This is a genomic window from Kitasatospora sp. NPDC057692 (assembly GCF_042799475.1).
Taxonomy (GTDB): Bacteria; Actinomycetota; Actinomycetes; order Streptomycetales; family Streptomycetaceae; genus Kitasatospora.
On sequence record NZ_JBHVIV010000033.1, the window covers coordinates 44,931 to 61,310 of the forward strand.

Genomic DNA, 16,380 nt, shown 5'->3' on the forward strand with positions numbered 1-16,380 from the left:
GCGGCGGGGCGCGGCGGGGCGCGGCGGAGCGGTCAGGGCGTGCCGGTGGCGGGAGGTGTGCGCTGGGGCGGGACGGCGGCGCGGTCGTTCTGGAGTTCCCAGAGCTCGCGCAGGCGGCCGGGCCGGGCGAGGAGGTCGGTGAAGGTGCCGTGCTGGATGACGCGGCCGTGTTCGAGGACCACGATCCGGTCGGCCACCGAGACGTTCGCGAGGCGGTGGGTGACCAGGACGACGGCGCGGTCGGCCGCGAGGTCGCGCAGGTTGGCGAAGACGCGGTGTTCGGCGCGGGGGTCGAGGGCCGAGCTCGGCTCGTCCAGGATCAGCAGCGGCGCGGGGCGGTAGAAGGCGCGGGCCAGCGCGAGGCGCTGCCACTGACCGCCGGAGAGGGCCTCGCCGCCCGCCCAGTCCCGGGTCAGCAGGGTGTCGAGGCCGCGGCCGAGCCCGTCGACGACCTCGTCGGCGCCGGAGGCCTCGCAGGCCGTGCGGATCGCGCTGTCGCCGCCCGGCACGGGCTGGCCCTGGGTGATGTTCTGGCGGGCGTTGAACGGCCAGCGGGCGAAGTCCTGCGGGACGACCGCGGTGTGCTTCCACGCCAGCTGGGGGTCGAGGTCGCGGGTGTCGACGCCATCCCAGGCGACGCTGCCCGCGGTGGGCAGGTAGAGGCCGGCGAGGAGCCGGGAGAGGGTGGTCTTCCCGGAGCCGTTCTCGCCGACCAGCGCGATCACCTCGCCGCGCCGGACGGTGAGGCTCACGTCGCACAGGGCGTCGCGGTCCGCGCCGTCGTACCGGTAGGTGAGGTTCCGGACGCGGACCTCACGGACCTGTTCGGGCACGGCCCGGCCGCGGTCGATGCGGTAGCCCCCGGCCTCGGCCAGGAAGTCGGCCCAGTCCTGGAAGTACAGGCCGTCGCGGAACATCCGGGCCCCGGCGTTCGCGACGCCCTTGGTGCCGGAGGCCACCGATCGCAGGGCGAACGCCGCCGCGCCGCCGGCCGCCGCCGAGAGCCGGCCGGTGGACAGCAGCCACACCAGCACCGCCCAGACGACGCCGGAGGCGAGCCCGCCGAGCGCCGCACCGATCAGCGCGGAGCGGGCGCCGAGGGCGGCGGCGCGCCGCTGCGACTCGTAGAGCCCGGTGGCGACCTTCCGGTAGCGGCGCATCAGGAACGGGGTCATCGTGCCGGTGCGGATCTGGTCGGCGGTCTCCCGGGCTGACAGGTGCCAGCGCAGCATGTACTTCATCCGGGACAGGCTCATGGTGCTGGTGAACGCCATCCGGGCGGTGCGGGCGGCGTGGATCTGCGCCCAGGCCTGCGGCAGGCCGGCCAGGACCAGCAGCGGCAGCAGGACCGGGTGGAACGAGGCCAGCACCAGCGCTCCGGCCGCCGTCGTGGCCGCCGAGGCGATGAGGGCCTGGCCGGTGGCGAAGAGGTCCCCGGCCCACTCCGCCCCGCGCTCCGCGGCGTCCTTGCGGTCCCGGAACCCGGGGCTGTCGTAGGCCGACAGCTCGACGTTCAGCGCCGCCTCCAGGAACAGCACCTCGGCCTCCTGCTGGGCGGCCGGGACCAGCCGGGAGGACAGCCAGTTCGTGGCGATCCCCAGGACGGCGTGCAGGCCGGCCGCGGACACCAGCACCAGGACCGGCACCCAGGCGTCCAGGAGCCGGTCGACGACCTGGCCGGAGGAGAACAGGGCCCCGATCGTGCCGGCCATCGCGAGCAGGCCGGTGGCCTCGGCGACGCCGGAGACCAGCTGGCAGGTCAGCAGCCCGAGCACCGCCGGACGGTCCACCCGCCAGGCCAGTGCCACCGACCGGGCGGTCAGCCGCGGCAGTCTGGCCACCATCTGCCGGAAGGTCATCGACGCCAGGCGCGTCGAGTACTCGTCCCCTTCCTCGACCAGGCTCAGCTCGTCGTCCTCGGCGGGATCGTGCGGCAAGAGGTCCTCCTTCGCTCGGGTGGGGCGGGGTGGGGGCAGGGGCGGGGGCGGGGAGCGCGGGGTGTCAGGGCGTGACCGGTCGCGGATGTGTGCGGGCGGCGACCATCCGCAGGTGCTCCTCGAAGAACCAGCGGGGGTCCCCGCCCATCCGGACCAGCAGCACCAGCGCGGTCACCGCCACGTCGCAGGCCTCCTTCCGTACGTCGTCCCAGTCATGGGAACGCCCCTTGCGCGGGTTCTCCCCGAGCGCCCCGATCGCCGCTTCGGCGACCTCGCCGACCTCCTCCTGGAGCTTCACGATCTGCACCAGCCAGCGCTGCTCGCCGAGCATGGCGGAGTGTGAATCAAGGCTTTCGGCAAGGGAGTTGAGCGTCTTCCAGGTGTCGTCCATGGCGCGGGATCCTGCCGCTGTTCGAACCGCTCGTTCAACACGGGCGGTTCTCGGCGAGCCTGTGGCGAACGCGGCGTTTTCGAGCAGCAGTCCAGGGCCCCTCCGCCCCGGTTCCGCCGGGCGTTCCCACGGCGGAACCGCGCGCGAGCGGATCGGCGCCCTCCCGGAAGTTCACCTGACCGGGTGCATCCCGGACCCGGCGGCCTCGCGGACGCCGAACCCGGGCCGAGCCGGGCCGAACCGGACCGTCGCAGAGCCTTCTGTGAGTTCCGGCCCGCGCTCGGGGGCCGTGCCCGGGCGCCGCCGCTCCCGGGCCGCCGGCGGTGGGCGGCGTTCTCAGAAGGCTCACAGGTTCTCTGCGGAGGCGGACAGAGAGGGCTGGCAGCGTCGGTACGGTCCGCGACGAGGTTCGGACGCCGCCCCTGAGCCGCCCCCACCCCGCACACCCGCCCCCGTGGAGACTCCTCATGCCCGCCGCCCCGCTGCGCCGCATCCCGTGTCCACCCGCGCGCTCTGGCGCCACGCGTTCGAAGGCGCGCTGTCCACCCTCGCCGCCGCGGTGGCGATGGCCGCCGCCGTCTGGGCGGCGCTGGCCCTCCTCGGCGCCGGGGCAATCGCGCCCGCGTCCCGGCTGGTGCCGACCGTGGTGGGCGCGGTCTTCGGCGGCGGCGTCACCGTGACGTCGGCGGCCTCAGCCGGGTCCGACGGTTCCGGCGGCGACGAGGGGCTCGGCGACCTGCTCGGGGGCCTGGGCCGCGGCGCACTGGCGGCCGCGGCCGTGGTGTTCCCGCTGCTGGCCGGCACGGCGCACGGAACGGCCCGGCTGCCCGAGGGCGTACTGCGGCGCTTCGGCCGGGACGAGGCGTCCGAAGGACTCGGCGGACTCGGCGACGGCGGACTCGGCGACGCGCTGTCCTCGGCGGCGTTCGAGCTCGACGTCGCGGTGACCGTCTTCTTCGGCCTGCTGTGGGTCTGCGCCGTCCTCGGCATCGGCTGCGTCGCGGCCCGGACCTCGTCCTGCTGGACGTCATGCTCCCGGACATGGACGGCTTCGAGGTGATCGGCCGCCTGCGCGCCCGGCCCCGGGCGTCCCGTCCCGGGCGCGGCGGCGACGTGCCGGTGCTCTTCGTCACGGCGCGCGAGGACCGAGCCGCCGGACGGGCGACCGTGAGCCCGCACCACCGCGCCGGAGCCGCCGCCCCGCCGGTCGGCGGCCGCCGGTCCCGGCTCACGGCGCGAGGTCGGGCCGGGGCCTGGGGATCTGCTTCTGCCGGCCGTCCAGGAAAGGATGGGGATCGTCCGACGGGATCCTGGTCGCCATGATGCGGTTGTCCGACGCCATGGTCATCAGACCGATCACCGCCGGGGGCTTGTCCTCGTCCGTGACGATGAGCGCGGATCCCGAGTCCCCGTCCGGCAGGGCGACGCCCGAGGGATCGACGCTGATCAGGTCCCTCCAGTACTGCCACTGGCCGGCCCTGTTCTGGTTCTTGCACTGGGCGAAGGCGTCGACGACCGTCGTGTTCTGCCGGCGGCCCGAACTCGCCCCCGTCCAGCTCACGTTCCGCACCGTGGTGAGCGGGACTCCCCTCAGAATGGGCAGGAGGGTGCCGTCCGTGTAGATGTCGACGACGGCCGAGGAGGTCAGGTCCAGTTCCTGAGGCACCTCGCACCACGCGAAGTCGTACATGTTCCACCTGCGGTCGCGTTCCGTGTCCGAGTCGTGGGTGAGGATCTGGAAGGTGCCGTCGCAGACGCCGATCAGCGGACTGCCCCGCCGGAACACCTCCCAGAACCCCCACGGGGGCTGGTAGACCTCCAGGCCGGGTCCGGGTCCCGTCGCCTGATCGCCGATCACATGGGCGTTGGTGAGCACGCACCGCCTGTTCCGGTACTCGACGGTCACACCGAGCGTCCCGCCCGACTGGAACAACCCGTACCACGACAGCTGGGACCCGATCTGGAACCCGCCGGGGCACGGCCGCTCCCGCCAGCTGTAGGCGGTCGGACGGAACTCCCCGGTCTGGACGACGTCGGTGGGAACGGTCTCGGTCGCCACCGACCCGTCCGGGCGGACGAGGTCGAGCGTGACGGCCGGCGGCACGGGGAAGTCCAGCGCGGTCAGCGCGGAGGCGGGCTTCTTCTCGACCACCCCGACCGAGATCGCCCGCCGCCCGGTCGGCTCGCCGCCCGTGGTCTTCACGTCCGTCTGCAGCATGACGACGTTCGGACAGGACAGCCAGTCCTCGACGGCGAGGTGCGGTTCGTCGAACGGCGCGGGCCCGGCGCTCACCGCGCTCCCCCTCCGCGGCGTTCGGCGGCTCGCACCGCCGGATGGTGCCCGTCCGCGCCGTCGGGCCCCGGCCCGGCTCCCGGCGGCAGGTAGGCGACCTCGGCGAGCCGCGCCCGCATCGCCGGCGACACCGGCAGCCTGCGCTCCAGCGGGCGCGGCGGCAGCTCGGCGGGGTCCGCGGGGGTGCTGACCACCGCGGGGCCCTCGGAGCCGTAGATCAGGGAGGTGAGCGGCTTCCAGGTCGGGTCGAACAGCGTCAGGACGTTGGTCAGCTGCCAGTAGAGGAACATCCGTGCCGACGTCCCGCCGGTGTTGTCGTAGTCCTGCGACACGAAGGAGGTCGTCTCCAGGCTGGTGGTGATCTGCTGGAAGTTCGTCGCGTTGGCGCTCAGGGAGGCCGAGACGGACGCCGAGATGGGGCCCCAGCCGGCCGTCGCGCTGCCCGTCACCGAGGACGCGAGCTGGGTCCGTTCGGAGGAGGTGCTCTCCATGCCCGCGGTGACCGTGTAGCTGACGGTGCGCCGGGCGCCCGCCGCGATGCTGTACGAGTCGGGCAGGCGCTGCCAGTACTGCTCCCGGATCACGGTGTTGCCGGTGGCGGGCAGCTTGCCGCAGCCGACCGCCACCCGCGGCGAGTCCGGCGGGATGACGACGGATCTGTTGGGCATCGGCACCGGGCCGATGCTGTTCGGGTCCAGCAGGTCCGCGCAGGTCACGATGATCACGTTCGCGTTGTTCACGACGACGGCGCTCGCCGCCCGGCGGACGGCGACGAACGCCCCCGTGTAGGTGTTCAGGAAGAGGAAGTACCAGTCGGGGTCGACCCCGCCGAGCGTCCCCCAGGAGGTGCCGGGGGGAATCAGCGGCGCCGGGTACCCCGCGAGGAAGTAGCCGGAGACGGATCTGCCGAGCCAGCACCCCTCGTCGGAGATCAGGTACAGCGACAGCGGGATCTCGGTGTTGTTGGTGAACGCCAGGTCCATCGGCGGCAGACCGTGCGTCGTCGACTTGAGCGTCCCCGCGAGGGCTTTCCGGTAGGGATCGGTCATCTTCACGGCCGGCCTCCCGTCTCAGGGTGCGAAGGTGGGAATCGCGTACGGGCCGCCGATGACGACGGGCTGGGTCCCGGTGACGATGGAGCTCAGCGGGTTGCCGGACCTGTCGTAGACCGTCACCGAGTCCGTGAGCTGCCAGTACAGGTGCAGGAAGGCCGGGTTGCCGGCCGCGTTCTCGTAGCGGTCGGAGACGTAGGACGTGGTCTGCTTCGTCGTGGTGACCTGCTGGAACGTCGTCGACGCCGCGCTCAGGGAGGCCGACACGGACGCCGAGACCGGGCCCCAGCCGGCCCGCGCGGAGGCGGACAACGACCCCTCGACGGAGGCCAGTTCGGAGGTGGTCTCCTGCATCCCGGAGGTCACGGTGTTGTTGACCGTCTTCCGCTCCCCCGGCCCGATGCTGTACGAGTCGGACAGGCGCTGCCAGTACTGCTCCCGCACGACGGCGCTCCCCTCCGTGCCCACCGCGCCGCAGCCGACGACGACGGGCGTCGAGTCCGAGGGAATGATCACGTCCTGGTCGGGCCGCGGTACGTGGCCGATGTCGTTGGGCTCCAGCAGGTCGAAGCTCGTGATCCCGATGTTGCCGCTCGACGGAGTCTCGAAGACGGCGGCGAACGCCCCGCTGTAGGCGTTGGTGAAGAGCCAGAACCAATGGGCCTCCGGATTCGCCTGGGTGAGGGACGATCCGCCGTTGGGTGCCACCTGGTACGGCGGGGCGCCCGGCGCGAAGTTCTGGGCCTGGCTGTCGTAGCCGTAGTGCTCCCCGGTACCGCTGATCAAGTACATGTTCAGCGCGATCGCCGTGTCGTTGTAGAAGGTCAGCGGATTGCCCGTCCCGGCACTGGTCTGGGAACGCAGGGTTCCGTCGATCGCCTGCTGATAGGTGTCGTTCATCTGCATGCGAGTTCACCTCTGCCGAGCCCGTTCGGGAAGAGGGCTCAAGGGTGTCCGGCGACCGGCCCGCTCCTCCGCCGCCGCCGTGCCCCCTGTTCGTCAAGCTACGCCTGTGCGGTACGGGCTGCAACGGTAGTTGAGCGGACCGCGACCGGGAGGTGCGGCCGACTCGACCGCGTCGCGTCCAGGAAGGCGGCGCGCAGCGCGGCGAGGCGTTCCATGAGCGGGTCGCGGACGAAGCCGCCGACCATGGCCGGCCAGGATGCCGGGCAGCGGTCCGCGAGGGCGAGCACCCGGGCGGTCTCCTCGGCCGACAGGCGTTCACTGGCGTCGAGGCAGTACTCCAGGAGGTCCCGCTCCCCGCGCCGCGCCTCGGAGTTCTTCGTCGGCCACTCCGTCAGGAGGCACCAGGCGACCCAGGCCGCGCCGTGCCGGTCGTGGTCGCACTCCTCGGCGTCCTCGTCGCACCAGCCGTCCTCCAGGGCCTTCAGGGCCGGGCGCAGCACGGCCCGGTCCAGGGCCAGCTTCTCCAGCCTCCGGCAGTGGTCCATCAACTCCCGTGCGGGCACGATGAGTTCGGGAGGCGCCAGGAGTTCCAGCGGCCCGATGGCCGACTCCACGGCGGTCCCGTGCTCGGCGAGCTGTGCGCCGCGCCGATCGTGGCCGATGCCCGGCAGCCGCTGGACCGTCGCCGCGAACGCGTCGGCCGCCCGGAGGAAGCCGACGGACGCCTCCTCCAGCGCCCGCCGCTGCCCGGACTCCTGTTCGCTCCGCGCCCGGAGGTCGGTCGCTGCGGTCGCGGCGGTGGCGGCGGCCGCCTGGCTGTGTGCCGCGCTCAGGGTCGCCTCCGCCGCCCGCTCCCCGGAGCGCCGCGTCCACCAGGCCGCGAGGAAGCCGATCGGTAGGGCGAGCACGGCCGGAACAAGGGCGCCTATCTCTGCCGCGGTCATAGGCCGATCCTGCCCGGGCCGCGGCGCCGCGCGGGCCGGATGGCCACTCATGGCGCAGATCGACCGGAGGTGATCAAGTCATGCCCGTTCGAGGTCCGGAGAAGCCGGAGAGGTCAGCCGGGCGCCCGGGCCGGGCGGCACGCGCCGACGGCCGGGCACACCCGCGCCCGGGGCGAGGGGTGCTCCGGCGGCGGGGTCGGCCCGGTGTCCTTCGGGCGGAGGAAGGCGTACTCGACGATCGTGAACTCCTTGCCGCCGCCGAAGTCCACGATCCACTGCGCCGACGCCGGGGCCGTCTCCGCGAAGCGCGCCTCCGGTTCCGCCGGAGCCGGCCGCACGACGACGGAGGGCGCGGGCGCCGCGCCGCCGTCACCGCCCTGCGCCGTGCAGGCCGCCGCCCCCAGCGCCAGCACCACCGCCGCCGCAAGCCCAGCCACCCGTGCCGTCCGCGTCCCCCGTGCCGTCCGCCCCATCACGCCTCCCCCCGAGCCGCCCCTCCCCTCGGTTCTTCCCGCCCCTGCCGCCCGGAAGCGTCCCCGAACGGCAACAGCCGTGCGCCGGAGGCCCATAGGCGCCCGCGACGGGGCGGGCGGCGAGTCGGTGCCCGTCCCGGCGGCAGAGGTGTGCCACCGACCGGTCCCCCCGTGCTGCCCGCCCCCGGGACCCCACCGTAGGCTGATCACCATGACCGGCGATCGAATGACTGTCCACACCGCCCTGGAGACCCTCCTGGCCGGCAACCGGCGTTTCACGGCGGGCGCCCCCGAGCACCCGAACCAGGACGCGGCCCGGCGGGCCGCCACCGCGCCGGCGCAGAGCCCGTTCGCGGTGCTGTTCGGCTGCTCCGACTCCCGCCTGGCCGCCGAGATCATCTTCGACCAGGGCCTGGGCGACCTGTTCGTGGTCCGCACCGCCGGGCACGTCGTGGGCTCGGAGGTGCTCGGCAGCATCGAGTACGGCATCAGCGTGCTCGGCAGCCCGCTGGTCGTCGTCCTCGGCCACGACTCCTGCGGCGCCGTCGCCGCCACCCGCGCCGCCGTCGAGGACGGCACCACGGCCACCGGCTACGTGCGCGACGTGATCGAGCGCGTGACCCCGAGCGTGCTGGCCGCCCGCGCGGCCGGCCACACGGACAACGCCGACTTCATCGACACCCACATCGAGCACACCGTCGACCTCCTCCTGGAGCGCTCGCGCGCCCTCGCGCAGGCCGTCGAAGCCGGGACCGCCGCGGTGATCGGGCTCTCCTACCGCCTGGCCGACGGCACCGCCCACGTGGTCACGGCGCACGGCCTGGAAGCACCCGCCGGCGCTGCCTCCTGACCGTCCCGGCTCAGCCGAGGACCAGCGGCCACGCCGGCCCGCGCGTTCCGAGCGCCTCCAGCCGCGAGCGCTCGGCGGGCGTCGCGGCGCGCCGCCCGGTGCCGACGAGCAGCGCGTCGGCGTCCGCGAACGAGGCGGGGAACGGGGCTCCGGCGACGCGCTCCAGCAGCAGCCGCGCCGCGCCGAGCGCCTCGGCGGGCGGCCCCGGCAGGTGCGGCAGGTGCGGCAGGTGGGCGACCAGGTCCAGGTGGTGCAGCGTCCACTCCAGGACGTAGGCGTCCAGATAGTCGCCCGCGGTCAGCACCTGCCCCTGGGTGGCCACCCGCAGCCGCGGGTCGGCGAGCTCCGCGGCGCGCCCCGCCGCGGAGCCGACGTCGTCCAGGTGGAAGCGCAGCAGCGCCGGGTCCCCGTACGCGGCGGCCAGCCGGACGGTCAGCGCGTCCAGCGGGTCCCGGCCGTCCGGCGGGCCGTCGGCCGCCCGCCAGTACGAGGCCGCGTCCCTGGTCGGCTCCGCCGGGGAGGGGGTCACCAGGGTGATCAGCACGTCCTGGGCGTCGATCACCAGGTGGCACACCAGGTCGCGGACCAGCCAGCCCGCGCACCCGGACGGCCGGGCGAAGTCCTCGGCCGCGAGCCCTTCCACCGCCGCTCGCAGCGCCGCCCACGACGGCCCGAAGAGTCCCATTGCGGCACGCTACCACCGCAGGGGGACGGGCCTCCGGGCGAAGACGCCGGGGATACCAAGGAGACCGGGGACGCCGACGCTCACCCCGCGATCGCGACGGCCTGCGGCCGGAACGGGAGGATCGCGTCACGCCCCTCCTGCACGACCGCGTAGCTGGACTCGGGAACGGGGTTCCAGGCCCCCGGCAGGTCGCCCAGCGGCTCGGAGACGATGATGCGGGTCTCCTCGGACGCCCGCTGAAGGACGGGGTTGTCCGGGTGCAGGGCGCGCAGCGCTTGGACGCTGGTGCTGAAGAACAGCGAGCGCGAGGCGCGCCCGCTCGAATACCGGAACGCCCACAGCCGCGTGCCCTCGGAGACGGCCACCGTCATCTGGAGCGGCTCGGCGACACCGTGCCGGGCCGCGGTCGCCTCGACGAACCCGGCCATCCGCTCGACGGCGCCCGGCACGTCGTCCCGCAGCCCGAAGGTGAGCGCCAGGTAGAACATCAGCTCCGAGTCGGTGGAGCCCTCGATGCTCGGGAAGAGCGAGGCGTCCACGGCGAGCATCAGGTCGCGCTTGAGCCGCGGGAACTCGTGGATCGCCCCGTTGTGCAGCCACAGCCACCGCTCGAACCGGAAGGGGTGGCAGTTGGTCTCCTGCACCGCCGTGCCGGTGGAGGCCCGGATGTGGGCGACGAACAGCGGTGAGCGCACACAGCGCGCCAGCTCCCGCAGGTTGCGGTCGCTCCAGGCGGGCCCGACCCCCCGGAAGACCGCAGGCTCCACGACCCGGTCGGGCTCACCGTGGTCGGCTGGGTACCAGCCGATGCCGAACCCGTCGCCGTTCGTCGTCTCCACGCCCATCCTGGCGTGGAGGCTCTGGTCGATCAGCGAGTGGACGGGCTTGTAGAGCAGTTCCTCCAGCATGATCGGGGAACCGGAATAGGCCAGCCAGCGGCACATGCGGCCCACCTCCCTCACGGCATCGCGGCGTCGCGGGGCGCGGCCGTTCGGCCGGCTCCCTCCACGGTAGGCCGGGGAGCCGAACCGGGCGCGGGGAGCGGGTCGGGGCTGTGCGGGAAGCGGTGCGGGGCGCTGCCGTCAGGCGGACTTGGCGGCCAGGATGAAGTCCTTGATCAGCGCCGGGTCCTTGACCCCGCGCCGGACCTCCACACCGCTGGAGACGTCCACGCCCCACGGCCGGGCGACCGCGATCGCCGCGCCGACGTTCGCCGGGCTCAGGCCGCCCGCGAGCACCCACTTGCCGGCCGGCGGCTTGCTGCCGAGCTCGGACCAGTCCCACGGCTTTCCGGCCCCCGCCACCGGCGCGTCGAGCAGCAGCAGGTCCTCGCCGAAATCCCCGCAGTCCGCACCGGCGGCGGCCGCCGCCGAGGTGGCCCTGATCAGCGGCACCCCGAGGTCGGACAGCTCGGCGAACGCGGGCGCCGGGTGGTTGCCGTGCAGCTGCACCGCCCGGATCCCGGTGGCGCGCACCGCCTCCCGCACGTACGCGGCCGGCTCCTCCCGGAACACGGCCACCGTCAGCACCTCCTCGGGCACCGCCGCCGCCAGCTCCCGCGCCAGGGCGGCCTCCACCCGGCGCGGGCTCTCGGTGAGCACGAACCCGATCGCATCGGCACCGGCTTCGACGGCGGCGGCGACATCCGCAGCGGTACTGAGACCACAGATCTTCACGAACACGTTCCCGGACGCTCCCCTCTGGACGGCGGCTGCCAGGGTACAGCCGCGAGCCCTGATCAGCCGGGTTCGCGGCGCGTCCTGATCAGCGCCGCCGGGGCCCGCCCCTGGTGAACTGCGACCGCAGCCGGCGAAGCGCCGACCGTCGCGACCCTCCCGAGGGGTAGAGGCAGTAGCTCCCTTCCTCGGGGATCCGGACGATCCCCGACCGCCCGTCGCACACCCAGTGGAGCTCGAGGAACCAGCGGACCTCGTCCCGGGTGGAGAGCCACCGGATGGCGAACTGCTCCGGGTCGTCGCGGGACACCTTGAAGGGGAAGTCCACGCCGTGCGGCCTCAGTTTGGGGACCTTGGCATCGAGATCGACGTCGAAAGGACGCAGCGGGACGGCGCTCATGACGGCCAGCCCGTAGCGCAGCGGTCGTGGTGGACGGCGTGAGAGGACGACGGGCCGCAACTCCTTGAGTACCGCCGCGTGTGCGCTGCGCCCCTCGACGAGGACCTCCAGGATCGGCGCACCGCCGATCAGCCACTCCTCCTCACGGCCTTCCCCCACCTCGACCGAGTAGTTCGAATGCCAGGTCAACGTGACCACGACCGGCACCTCGGGAATCCGCTCCGGCTGGGTCAGGTGAACATTGACCTGCCCGATCTGGTTCAAGTCGCCGCCCACCTCGACGTCGGACGCGTGGTTCCGGATCGTCTCCGCGGCGTCCTCAGGACGCTTGTCCGCCATGGTGACCCATCGTAGAAACGGATCCGCCGCGGAGGAAGACACCTGGGAGCATGGGACCATGACATCGTCTTCCGCCGCTCGTGACTCGCTGGAGGGCCTGGCCCTCGGGGACGGATTCGGGGAGCGCTGGTTCCCGCCGTTCCGGACGCCCCAGGAGGCGTTCAACCAGATCAGGGGCCGCCGGATCCCGGAGGAGCAGCCCTGGCACTGGACCGACGACACCGCGATGGCGCTGTCGGTGTACGGGGTGCTGACCGCCTTCGACGCGGTGCACCAGGAGAAGCTGGCGCTCGCCTTCGGGGCGACCTACCTGGCCGATCCGGGCCGCGGCTACGGCCGCGGCATGCACGGGCTGCTGCCCGGGCTCGCGGAGGAGCCGGGGAGCTGGCGGACCGGGGCGCGGGAGCTGTTCGGCGGGCAGGGAAGTTTCGGCAACGGCGCGGCGATGCGGGTGGCGCCGCTCGGGGCGTGGTTCCACGCGGATCTGGAGGAGGCGGCCGAGCAGGCGGCGCTGTCGGCCGAGGTGACGCATGCTCACCCGGAGGGTGTGGCCGGGGCGGTGGCGGTCGCCGTGGCGGCCGGGTTCGCCGCGCGCGGCCGGGCCGACCGGGACGTGCCGGAGGGCTCGGAACTGCTGGCCGAGGTCGCCGACCGCACACCGGAGGGGGCCGTGCGCGAGGGCCTGTGCCGCGCCGCCGGCCTGGACGCCGGGACGGAGCCGTGGCGGGCCGCCGATGTCCTGGGCAGCGGGCAGCGCGTCCAGGCGCGCGACACCGTCCCGTTCGCGCTGTGGTCCGCCGCCCATCACCTGGGCAGCCTGACCGACGCCCTGTGGACGACGGCCGAGGGCCTCGGGGACGTCGACACCACCTGCGCCATCACGGCCGGCGTGGTCGCCGCCCGTACCGGCCTGGCCGGGGTGCCCGAGGCGTGGCTGACGCGCCGTGAGCCGCTGCCCGACTGGGTCGCCGAGGCCGAGGCCGCGAACCCGGCATGACGAGACCCCGGTCCCCCGCCGAGTTGCGGGGGACCGGGGCCGCGGGGCTCAGCGCCCGGGTCGGCAGCCCTTCGCGAAGAGGCTCTTCTGGTCCGCGCTGGTCTCGACGCCGTCGCACAGGAAGGTCACCTCGCCGCGGTCGGAGAGCAGGGTCACCTCGGTCGCCGAGTCGTTGGTGTCCCCCCGGTCCAGGGTGCAGGTGCTTCCGGTGATGCGGAGTTCGCCCTCCGCCCCCAGCTCCACGAAGAGGCTGCGGCAGGAATAGCTGTAGTAGGAGGCGTGCGCGGCGGGCGCACTGAGGGCGAGGACGGCCACCGCGGCGGTGGCGCAGATGGCGAGGGCGGTCGCGGGGCGGGGGACCGCTCGGTTCTTCACGTGCTTCTCCATCTGTCGCGGGGGTGACGCTCTGGGCAGCGGGCGGCTGACACCCTTGCGTCTATCCGTCCACGAACGACAATCACGCGATCCCGCCGGTTCTCACCCCTTCGGACGGGTGCCCCCGCAACCCGGCTCCGGCCCCTCGGCGGCCTCGCCCTCCAGCGGGGCTCCACCCTCGTCGACCGGCTCCCCCTCCCCGAGCGTCACATGGGCGAGGCCCGGACACCCCCGCCCGCCGGTCACGTGCGCCGGGACGCGCGCGGGGCCACCGCGTGCCCAGATCATCGCGCCACCGCCCCACCCGTGCGCCGGTACCGCAGCCGAGCCGCCGGCGGCCGCCTCCGGGCGGACCCCTTCTGCTGATCGTTCGTCATGTGGCCGATCCTGCCCGGTTCGCAGGCCGTTCGCATGAGTACCGGTACTCAACTCGGCCCCGGGGGCCGGACTCCCCACCGGACCGGCCGGGACGACGACACGGGCCCGCCTCAGGAGATCCTGAGGCGGGCCCGGGCCGCTCCGCCCTACGGCGCGAGGAGGCGGGTGGCCAGGGCGGTCGGGGCGGTCAGGGCGGTCAGCACCAGCCGAGGTCGGCGAAGGCCTTCCAGGCGGCCTTGGTCTTCGGTCCGGCGACGCCGTCGATGCCGCCGGTGTCGTAGCCGATGTCGTTGAGGAAGCGCTGGAGGCCGCGGATGGTGTTGGGGCCGACCGCGCCGTCGACGGTGCCGGCGTTGTAGCCCTGGTCGTTGAGGAAGCTCTGCCAGGCCTTCCAGCTGTCGGTGCCGAGCTGACCGTCGACGGTGCCCGGGTCGTAGCCGGCGTCGCGGACGTAGCACTGGACGCTCTTGGCCTCGGTGGTGTTGAGGCCGAGGTTGTTGACGGCCCGGATGCCGACGGCGCGGGCGGGGGCCTGCGGGGCGGTGGCCCCCGGGGCGGGCGCGGCGGTGGCCGCGGTGGCGCCGGCGAGGGTGCCGAGGCCGAGGGTCGCTGCCGTGAGAATTCCCACCAGCGCTTTCGTGAGCGCGTTCGATGCCATGGGTTCTGCTCCCTCGTACGGGAATCGGGGCGAGGGCGAAGCTAGCACCGATCGCATGCGAATAACCATGGAGATTTCGAATTACCCATGGGCTCCACATCATGATCCAATGACCCTGGAAACGACCGATGATTCCGATATCACAGCAGTTCAGAGGAGGTGCCGCGCGAAGGCCAGCGCCTATCCGTACACGGAGCGAGGATTCACGGTCACGCTCCCGGTAATCCACCGTCCGGCCGAGCGCGCGAGACGGCGAATGCGCGCCGGTTGTCCGCCGGCCTGGTGGGCGCCTACGCTGCTGCCGTGTCCTCGTCAGCGCGGGGTGCCGCGACCACGACCTATGTGCACGGGAAACTGCCCGGGGCGGTCCCGCTGCTCGGCCATCTGCCCGCACTGGCCCGGAACCCGGCGCGGTTCCTGGGACGGCTGCACGCCTACGGCGACCTGGTGGAGATCCGGCTGGGAACGTACCGGCTGGTGGTGCCCAGCCACCCGGAGCTGCTGCGGCAGGTGTACGCCGACGACCGCACCTTCGACAAGGGCGGACCGATCTACGGGCGGTTCCGGGAGATCCTCGGCAACGGTCTCGCGACCTGCGCCCACGCCGACCACCGGCGCCAACGCCGGATGCTGCAACCGGAGTTCCGGCCCGAGCGGCTGGCCGCCTACGCCACCGTGATGAGCCGGGAGGCGGCGGTGCTGGCCGACTCCTGGCGGCACGGCGAGGTGGTGGACGTCTTCCCCGCCTGTTACCGCTTCACCCTGCGGGTGGTCACGCGCACACTGCTCGGCACCGAGGTGCCGGACGCCCTGGCCGAGCGGCTGCAGCACGCCTTCGAGACCGCGTTCGCCGGCGCGCTGCGGCGGCTCTGGATGCTGCCGCCCGGCCCCGGCTACCGGCGGGCCGTCCGCACCCTGCGGCAGACCGTCGCCGAGCTGGTGCGCGACCACCGGGCCCACGGCCCGGGCCGCGCCGACCTGCTGGCCGGGCTCGTCGCCGCCCGCGACGAGGACGGTTCGACGCTCTCCGACGCCGAACTGCACGACCAGGTCGTGGCGATGCTGCTGGCCGGCACCGAGACCACCGCCTCCCAGCTGTCCTGGACGCTGCGGCTGCTGACCGCCCACCCCGAGGCGCTGGCCGCCGTGCAGGCGGAGGTCGACACGGTGCTGCCGGACGGCCGGCCCGCCGGGTGGGACGACCTGCCGCGGCTGGACCGCACCGCCCGGGTGCTGACCGAGGCGCTGCGGCTCCACCCGCCCGGCTGGGTGCTGCTGCGCACCTGCTCGCGCGCGACCGAGCTCGGCGGGCGCCCGCTGCCGCGCGGCAGCCAGGTGCTGCTCAGCCCGTACGTCGCCCACCACAATCCGCGGATCTTCGCCGACCCGGCCCGTTTCGACCCCGACCGCTGGCTGCCCGAGCGGGCCGCCGCCCTGCCCCGCTGGGGATTCGCCGGGTTCGCCAACGGCCCCCGGCAGTGCCTCGGCGCCGACTACGCCCGCGCCGAGGCGGTCATCGCGCTGGCCACCCTCCTCGCCCGCTGGCAGCCCACCCCGGTGCCGGGCAGCCGGCCGGACGACCGCCCCGTCCGGCTGACCACGGTGCTGCGCCCGCAGCGCCTGCGGCTGCGGATGCTCGACCGGAAGCGGTCCCCCGTGACGCCGGCCGACAGCTGACGCGGCGCCGAACGCCGCCCTCGGGCCGGGGCCGTCGACGGTCAGTACGTGATGGTCACACAGCCGTTGCGGCCCGCCGCTCCGTCGGCACCCGCGGCACATCGTGGTGGTGGCGGCACGGGCCGGGCCCGCGCCGACCAGTCGGCCCGCCAGGGCCCCGCGGCACAGCGAGACCGCGACCGGCCAGACGCACCGGCCCCGAGGCCGCCGCCCGTCCGCCGCCGCGCTTCCCGGCCGCCCGTGCCTCCGCGTTCGAGGTGGTCCGCATACCGGCTTCCCCTTCCGGCCGAAGGCCCGCGCATCCGCCCGGGCACCGGCCCGACGACGGCCGGATCCGGCGGTTTCGCGT

17 protein-coding genes and 1 pseudogene are annotated in these 16,380 nt (G+C 74.0%); 5 read left to right on the forward strand and 13 right to left on the reverse strand.

The genetic code is table 11. From position 1 onward, the window contains the following. Nucleotides 1–32: 32 nt before the first annotated feature. Together ACFVFS_RS20100 and ACFVFS_RS20105 are read right to left on the reverse strand one after the other, a co-directional pair. The gene (locus tag ACFVFS_RS20100) at nucleotides 33–1,859 is read right to left on the reverse strand and encodes an ABC transporter ATP-binding protein (protein ID WP_380625980.1); all 1,827 of its coding nucleotides are present in this window, start codon (nucleotides 1,857–1,859) and stop codon (nucleotides 33–35) included. 142 nt (nucleotides 1,860–2,001) lie between these two features. After that, nucleotides 2,002–2,328, reverse strand: coding sequence for a MazG-like family protein (locus ACFVFS_RS20105; protein WP_380625941.1), 327 nt, complete (start codon nucleotides 2,326–2,328; stop codon nucleotides 2,002–2,004). Nucleotides 2,329–2,824: 496 nt separating this feature from the next. On the opposite strand from ACFVFS_RS20105, the gene ACFVFS_RS20110 reads away from it, so the two are divergent. Then, nucleotides 2,825–3,388: a hypothetical protein gene (locus tag ACFVFS_RS20110; RefSeq protein WP_380625942.1), complete on the forward strand. Its 564-nt coding sequence runs from the start codon at nucleotides 2,825–2,827 to the stop codon at nucleotides 3,386–3,388. Beyond that, nucleotides 3,334–3,477: pseudogene (locus ACFVFS_RS20115) on the forward strand (response regulator); the annotation flags it as partial. The gene ACFVFS_RS20110 and the pseudogene ACFVFS_RS20115, both read left to right, overlap by 55 nt. A 79-nt stretch (nucleotides 3,478–3,556) precedes the next feature. Here ACFVFS_RS20115 and ACFVFS_RS20120 read toward each other — a convergent pair. The 5 genes from ACFVFS_RS20120 to ACFVFS_RS20140 form a co-directional block, all read right to left on the reverse strand. Next, the gene (locus ACFVFS_RS20120; RefSeq protein WP_380625943.1) at nucleotides 3,557–4,621 is read right to left on the reverse strand and encodes a hypothetical protein; all 1,065 of its coding nucleotides are present in this window, start codon (nucleotides 4,619–4,621) and stop codon (nucleotides 3,557–3,559) included. Further along, a complete protein-coding gene (locus tag ACFVFS_RS20125) occupies nucleotides 4,618–5,676 on the reverse strand; it encodes a hypothetical protein (RefSeq protein WP_380625944.1) in 1,059 nt (352 codons plus the stop codon). The genes ACFVFS_RS20120 and ACFVFS_RS20125 overlap by 4 nt, the downstream gene beginning before the upstream one ends. A gap of 15 nt (nucleotides 5,677–5,691) precedes the next feature. Then, a complete protein-coding gene (locus ACFVFS_RS20130) occupies nucleotides 5,692–6,579 on the reverse strand; it encodes a hypothetical protein (protein ID WP_380625945.1) in 888 nt (295 codons plus the stop codon). A 98-nt stretch (nucleotides 6,580–6,677) separates the two neighbouring features. Beyond that, nucleotides 6,678–7,523 (reverse strand): hypothetical protein, encoded by an 846-nt coding sequence (locus ACFVFS_RS20135; protein WP_380625946.1) that lies wholly within the window; start codon nucleotides 7,521–7,523, stop codon nucleotides 6,678–6,680. 113 nt (nucleotides 7,524–7,636) lie between these two features. Beyond that, nucleotides 7,637–7,960, reverse strand: coding sequence for a hypothetical protein (locus tag ACFVFS_RS20140; RefSeq protein WP_380625947.1), 324 nt, complete (start codon nucleotides 7,958–7,960; stop codon nucleotides 7,637–7,639). A gap of 247 nt (nucleotides 7,961–8,207) precedes the next feature. Between ACFVFS_RS20140 and ACFVFS_RS20145 the strand changes: the two genes are divergently transcribed. Then, nucleotides 8,208–8,846 carry a carbonic anhydrase gene (locus tag ACFVFS_RS20145; protein WP_380625948.1) on the forward strand — a complete coding sequence of 213 codons (639 nt, stop codon included), beginning with the start codon at nucleotides 8,208–8,210 and terminating at the stop codon, nucleotides 8,844–8,846. A gap of 10 nt (nucleotides 8,847–8,856) precedes the next feature. On the opposite strand, the gene ACFVFS_RS20150 is transcribed toward ACFVFS_RS20145, so the two are convergent. The 4 genes from ACFVFS_RS20150 to ACFVFS_RS20165 form a co-directional block, all read right to left on the reverse strand. After that, on the reverse strand, nucleotides 8,857–9,531 hold the full coding sequence (locus ACFVFS_RS20150; protein ID WP_380625949.1) for a maleylpyruvate isomerase N-terminal domain-containing protein: 675 nt from the start codon (nucleotides 9,529–9,531) through the stop codon (nucleotides 8,857–8,859). Between the two features lie 80 nt (nucleotides 9,532–9,611). Beyond that, nucleotides 9,612–10,475 carry a class II glutamine amidotransferase gene (locus tag ACFVFS_RS20155; RefSeq protein ID WP_380625950.1) on the reverse strand — a complete coding sequence of 288 codons (864 nt, stop codon included), beginning with the start codon at nucleotides 10,473–10,475 and terminating at the stop codon, nucleotides 9,612–9,614. 138 nt (nucleotides 10,476–10,613) lie between these two features. Next, a complete protein-coding gene (locus ACFVFS_RS20160; RefSeq protein WP_380625951.1) occupies nucleotides 10,614–11,207 on the reverse strand; it encodes a phosphoribosylanthranilate isomerase in 594 nt (197 codons plus the stop codon). Nucleotides 11,208–11,295: 88 nt separating this feature from the next. Continuing rightward, nucleotides 11,296–11,946 (reverse strand): hypothetical protein, encoded by a 651-nt coding sequence (locus ACFVFS_RS20165; protein WP_380625952.1) that lies wholly within the window; start codon nucleotides 11,944–11,946, stop codon nucleotides 11,296–11,298. 58 nt (nucleotides 11,947–12,004) lie between these two features. Here ACFVFS_RS20165 and ACFVFS_RS20170 point away from each other — a divergent pair, with 58 nt between their 5' ends. After that, nucleotides 12,005–12,943: an ADP-ribosylglycohydrolase family protein gene (locus ACFVFS_RS20170; protein WP_380625953.1), complete on the forward strand. Its 939-nt coding sequence runs from the start codon at nucleotides 12,005–12,007 to the stop codon at nucleotides 12,941–12,943. Nucleotides 12,944–12,991: 48 nt separating this feature from the next. Here ACFVFS_RS20170 and ACFVFS_RS20175 read toward each other — a convergent pair whose 3' ends face one another. Further along, nucleotides 12,992–13,318 carry a hypothetical protein gene (locus ACFVFS_RS20175; protein ID WP_380625954.1) on the reverse strand — a complete coding sequence of 109 codons (327 nt, stop codon included), beginning with the start codon at nucleotides 13,316–13,318 and terminating at the stop codon, nucleotides 12,992–12,994. 574 nt (nucleotides 13,319–13,892) lie between these two features. Next, on the reverse strand, nucleotides 13,893–14,324 hold the full coding sequence (locus ACFVFS_RS20180) for a peptidoglycan-binding protein (protein WP_380625955.1): 432 nt from the start codon (nucleotides 14,322–14,324) through the stop codon (nucleotides 13,893–13,895). Between the two features lie 333 nt (nucleotides 14,325–14,657). On the opposite strand from ACFVFS_RS20180, the gene ACFVFS_RS20185 reads away from it, so the two are divergent. Continuing rightward, on the forward strand, nucleotides 14,658–16,031 hold the full coding sequence (locus ACFVFS_RS20185; RefSeq protein ID WP_380625956.1) for a cytochrome P450: 1,374 nt from the start codon (nucleotides 14,658–14,660) through the stop codon (nucleotides 16,029–16,031). The last annotated feature ends 349 nt before the right edge of the window (nucleotides 16,032–16,380 follow it).

Excerpts from the sequence above, each read along its gene's own strand:
- ACFVFS_RS20145 (WP_380625948.1), top strand. The coding sequence starts at position 8,208 with ATGACCGGCGATCGAATGACTGTCCACACCGCCCTGGAGACCCTCCTG.
- ACFVFS_RS20100 (WP_380625980.1), bottom strand. The coding sequence starts at position 1,859 with ATGACCTTCCGGCAGATGGTGGCCAGACTGCCGCGGCTGACCGCCCGG.
- ACFVFS_RS20150 (WP_380625949.1), bottom strand. The coding sequence starts at position 9,531 with ATGGGACTCTTCGGGCCGTCGTGGGCGGCGCTGCGAGCGGCGGTGGAA.
- ACFVFS_RS20105 (WP_380625941.1), bottom strand. The coding sequence starts at position 2,328 with ATGGACGACACCTGGAAGACGCTCAACTCCCTTGCCGAAAGCCTTGAT.
- ACFVFS_RS20170 (WP_380625953.1), top strand. The coding sequence starts at position 12,005 with ATGACATCGTCTTCCGCCGCTCGTGACTCGCTGGAGGGCCTGGCCCTC.
- ACFVFS_RS20155 (WP_380625950.1), bottom strand. The coding sequence starts at position 10,475 with ATGTGCCGCTGGCTGGCCTATTCCGGTTCCCCGATCATGCTGGAGGAA.
- ACFVFS_RS20165 (WP_380625952.1), bottom strand. The coding sequence starts at position 11,946 with ATGGCGGACAAGCGTCCTGAGGACGCCGCGGAGACGATCCGGAACCAC.
- ACFVFS_RS20135 (WP_380625946.1), bottom strand. The coding sequence starts at position 7,523 with ATGACCGCGGCAGAGATAGGCGCCCTTGTTCCGGCCGTGCTCGCCCTA.
- ACFVFS_RS20130 (WP_380625945.1), bottom strand. The coding sequence starts at position 6,579 with ATGCAGATGAACGACACCTATCAGCAGGCGATCGACGGAACCCTGCGT.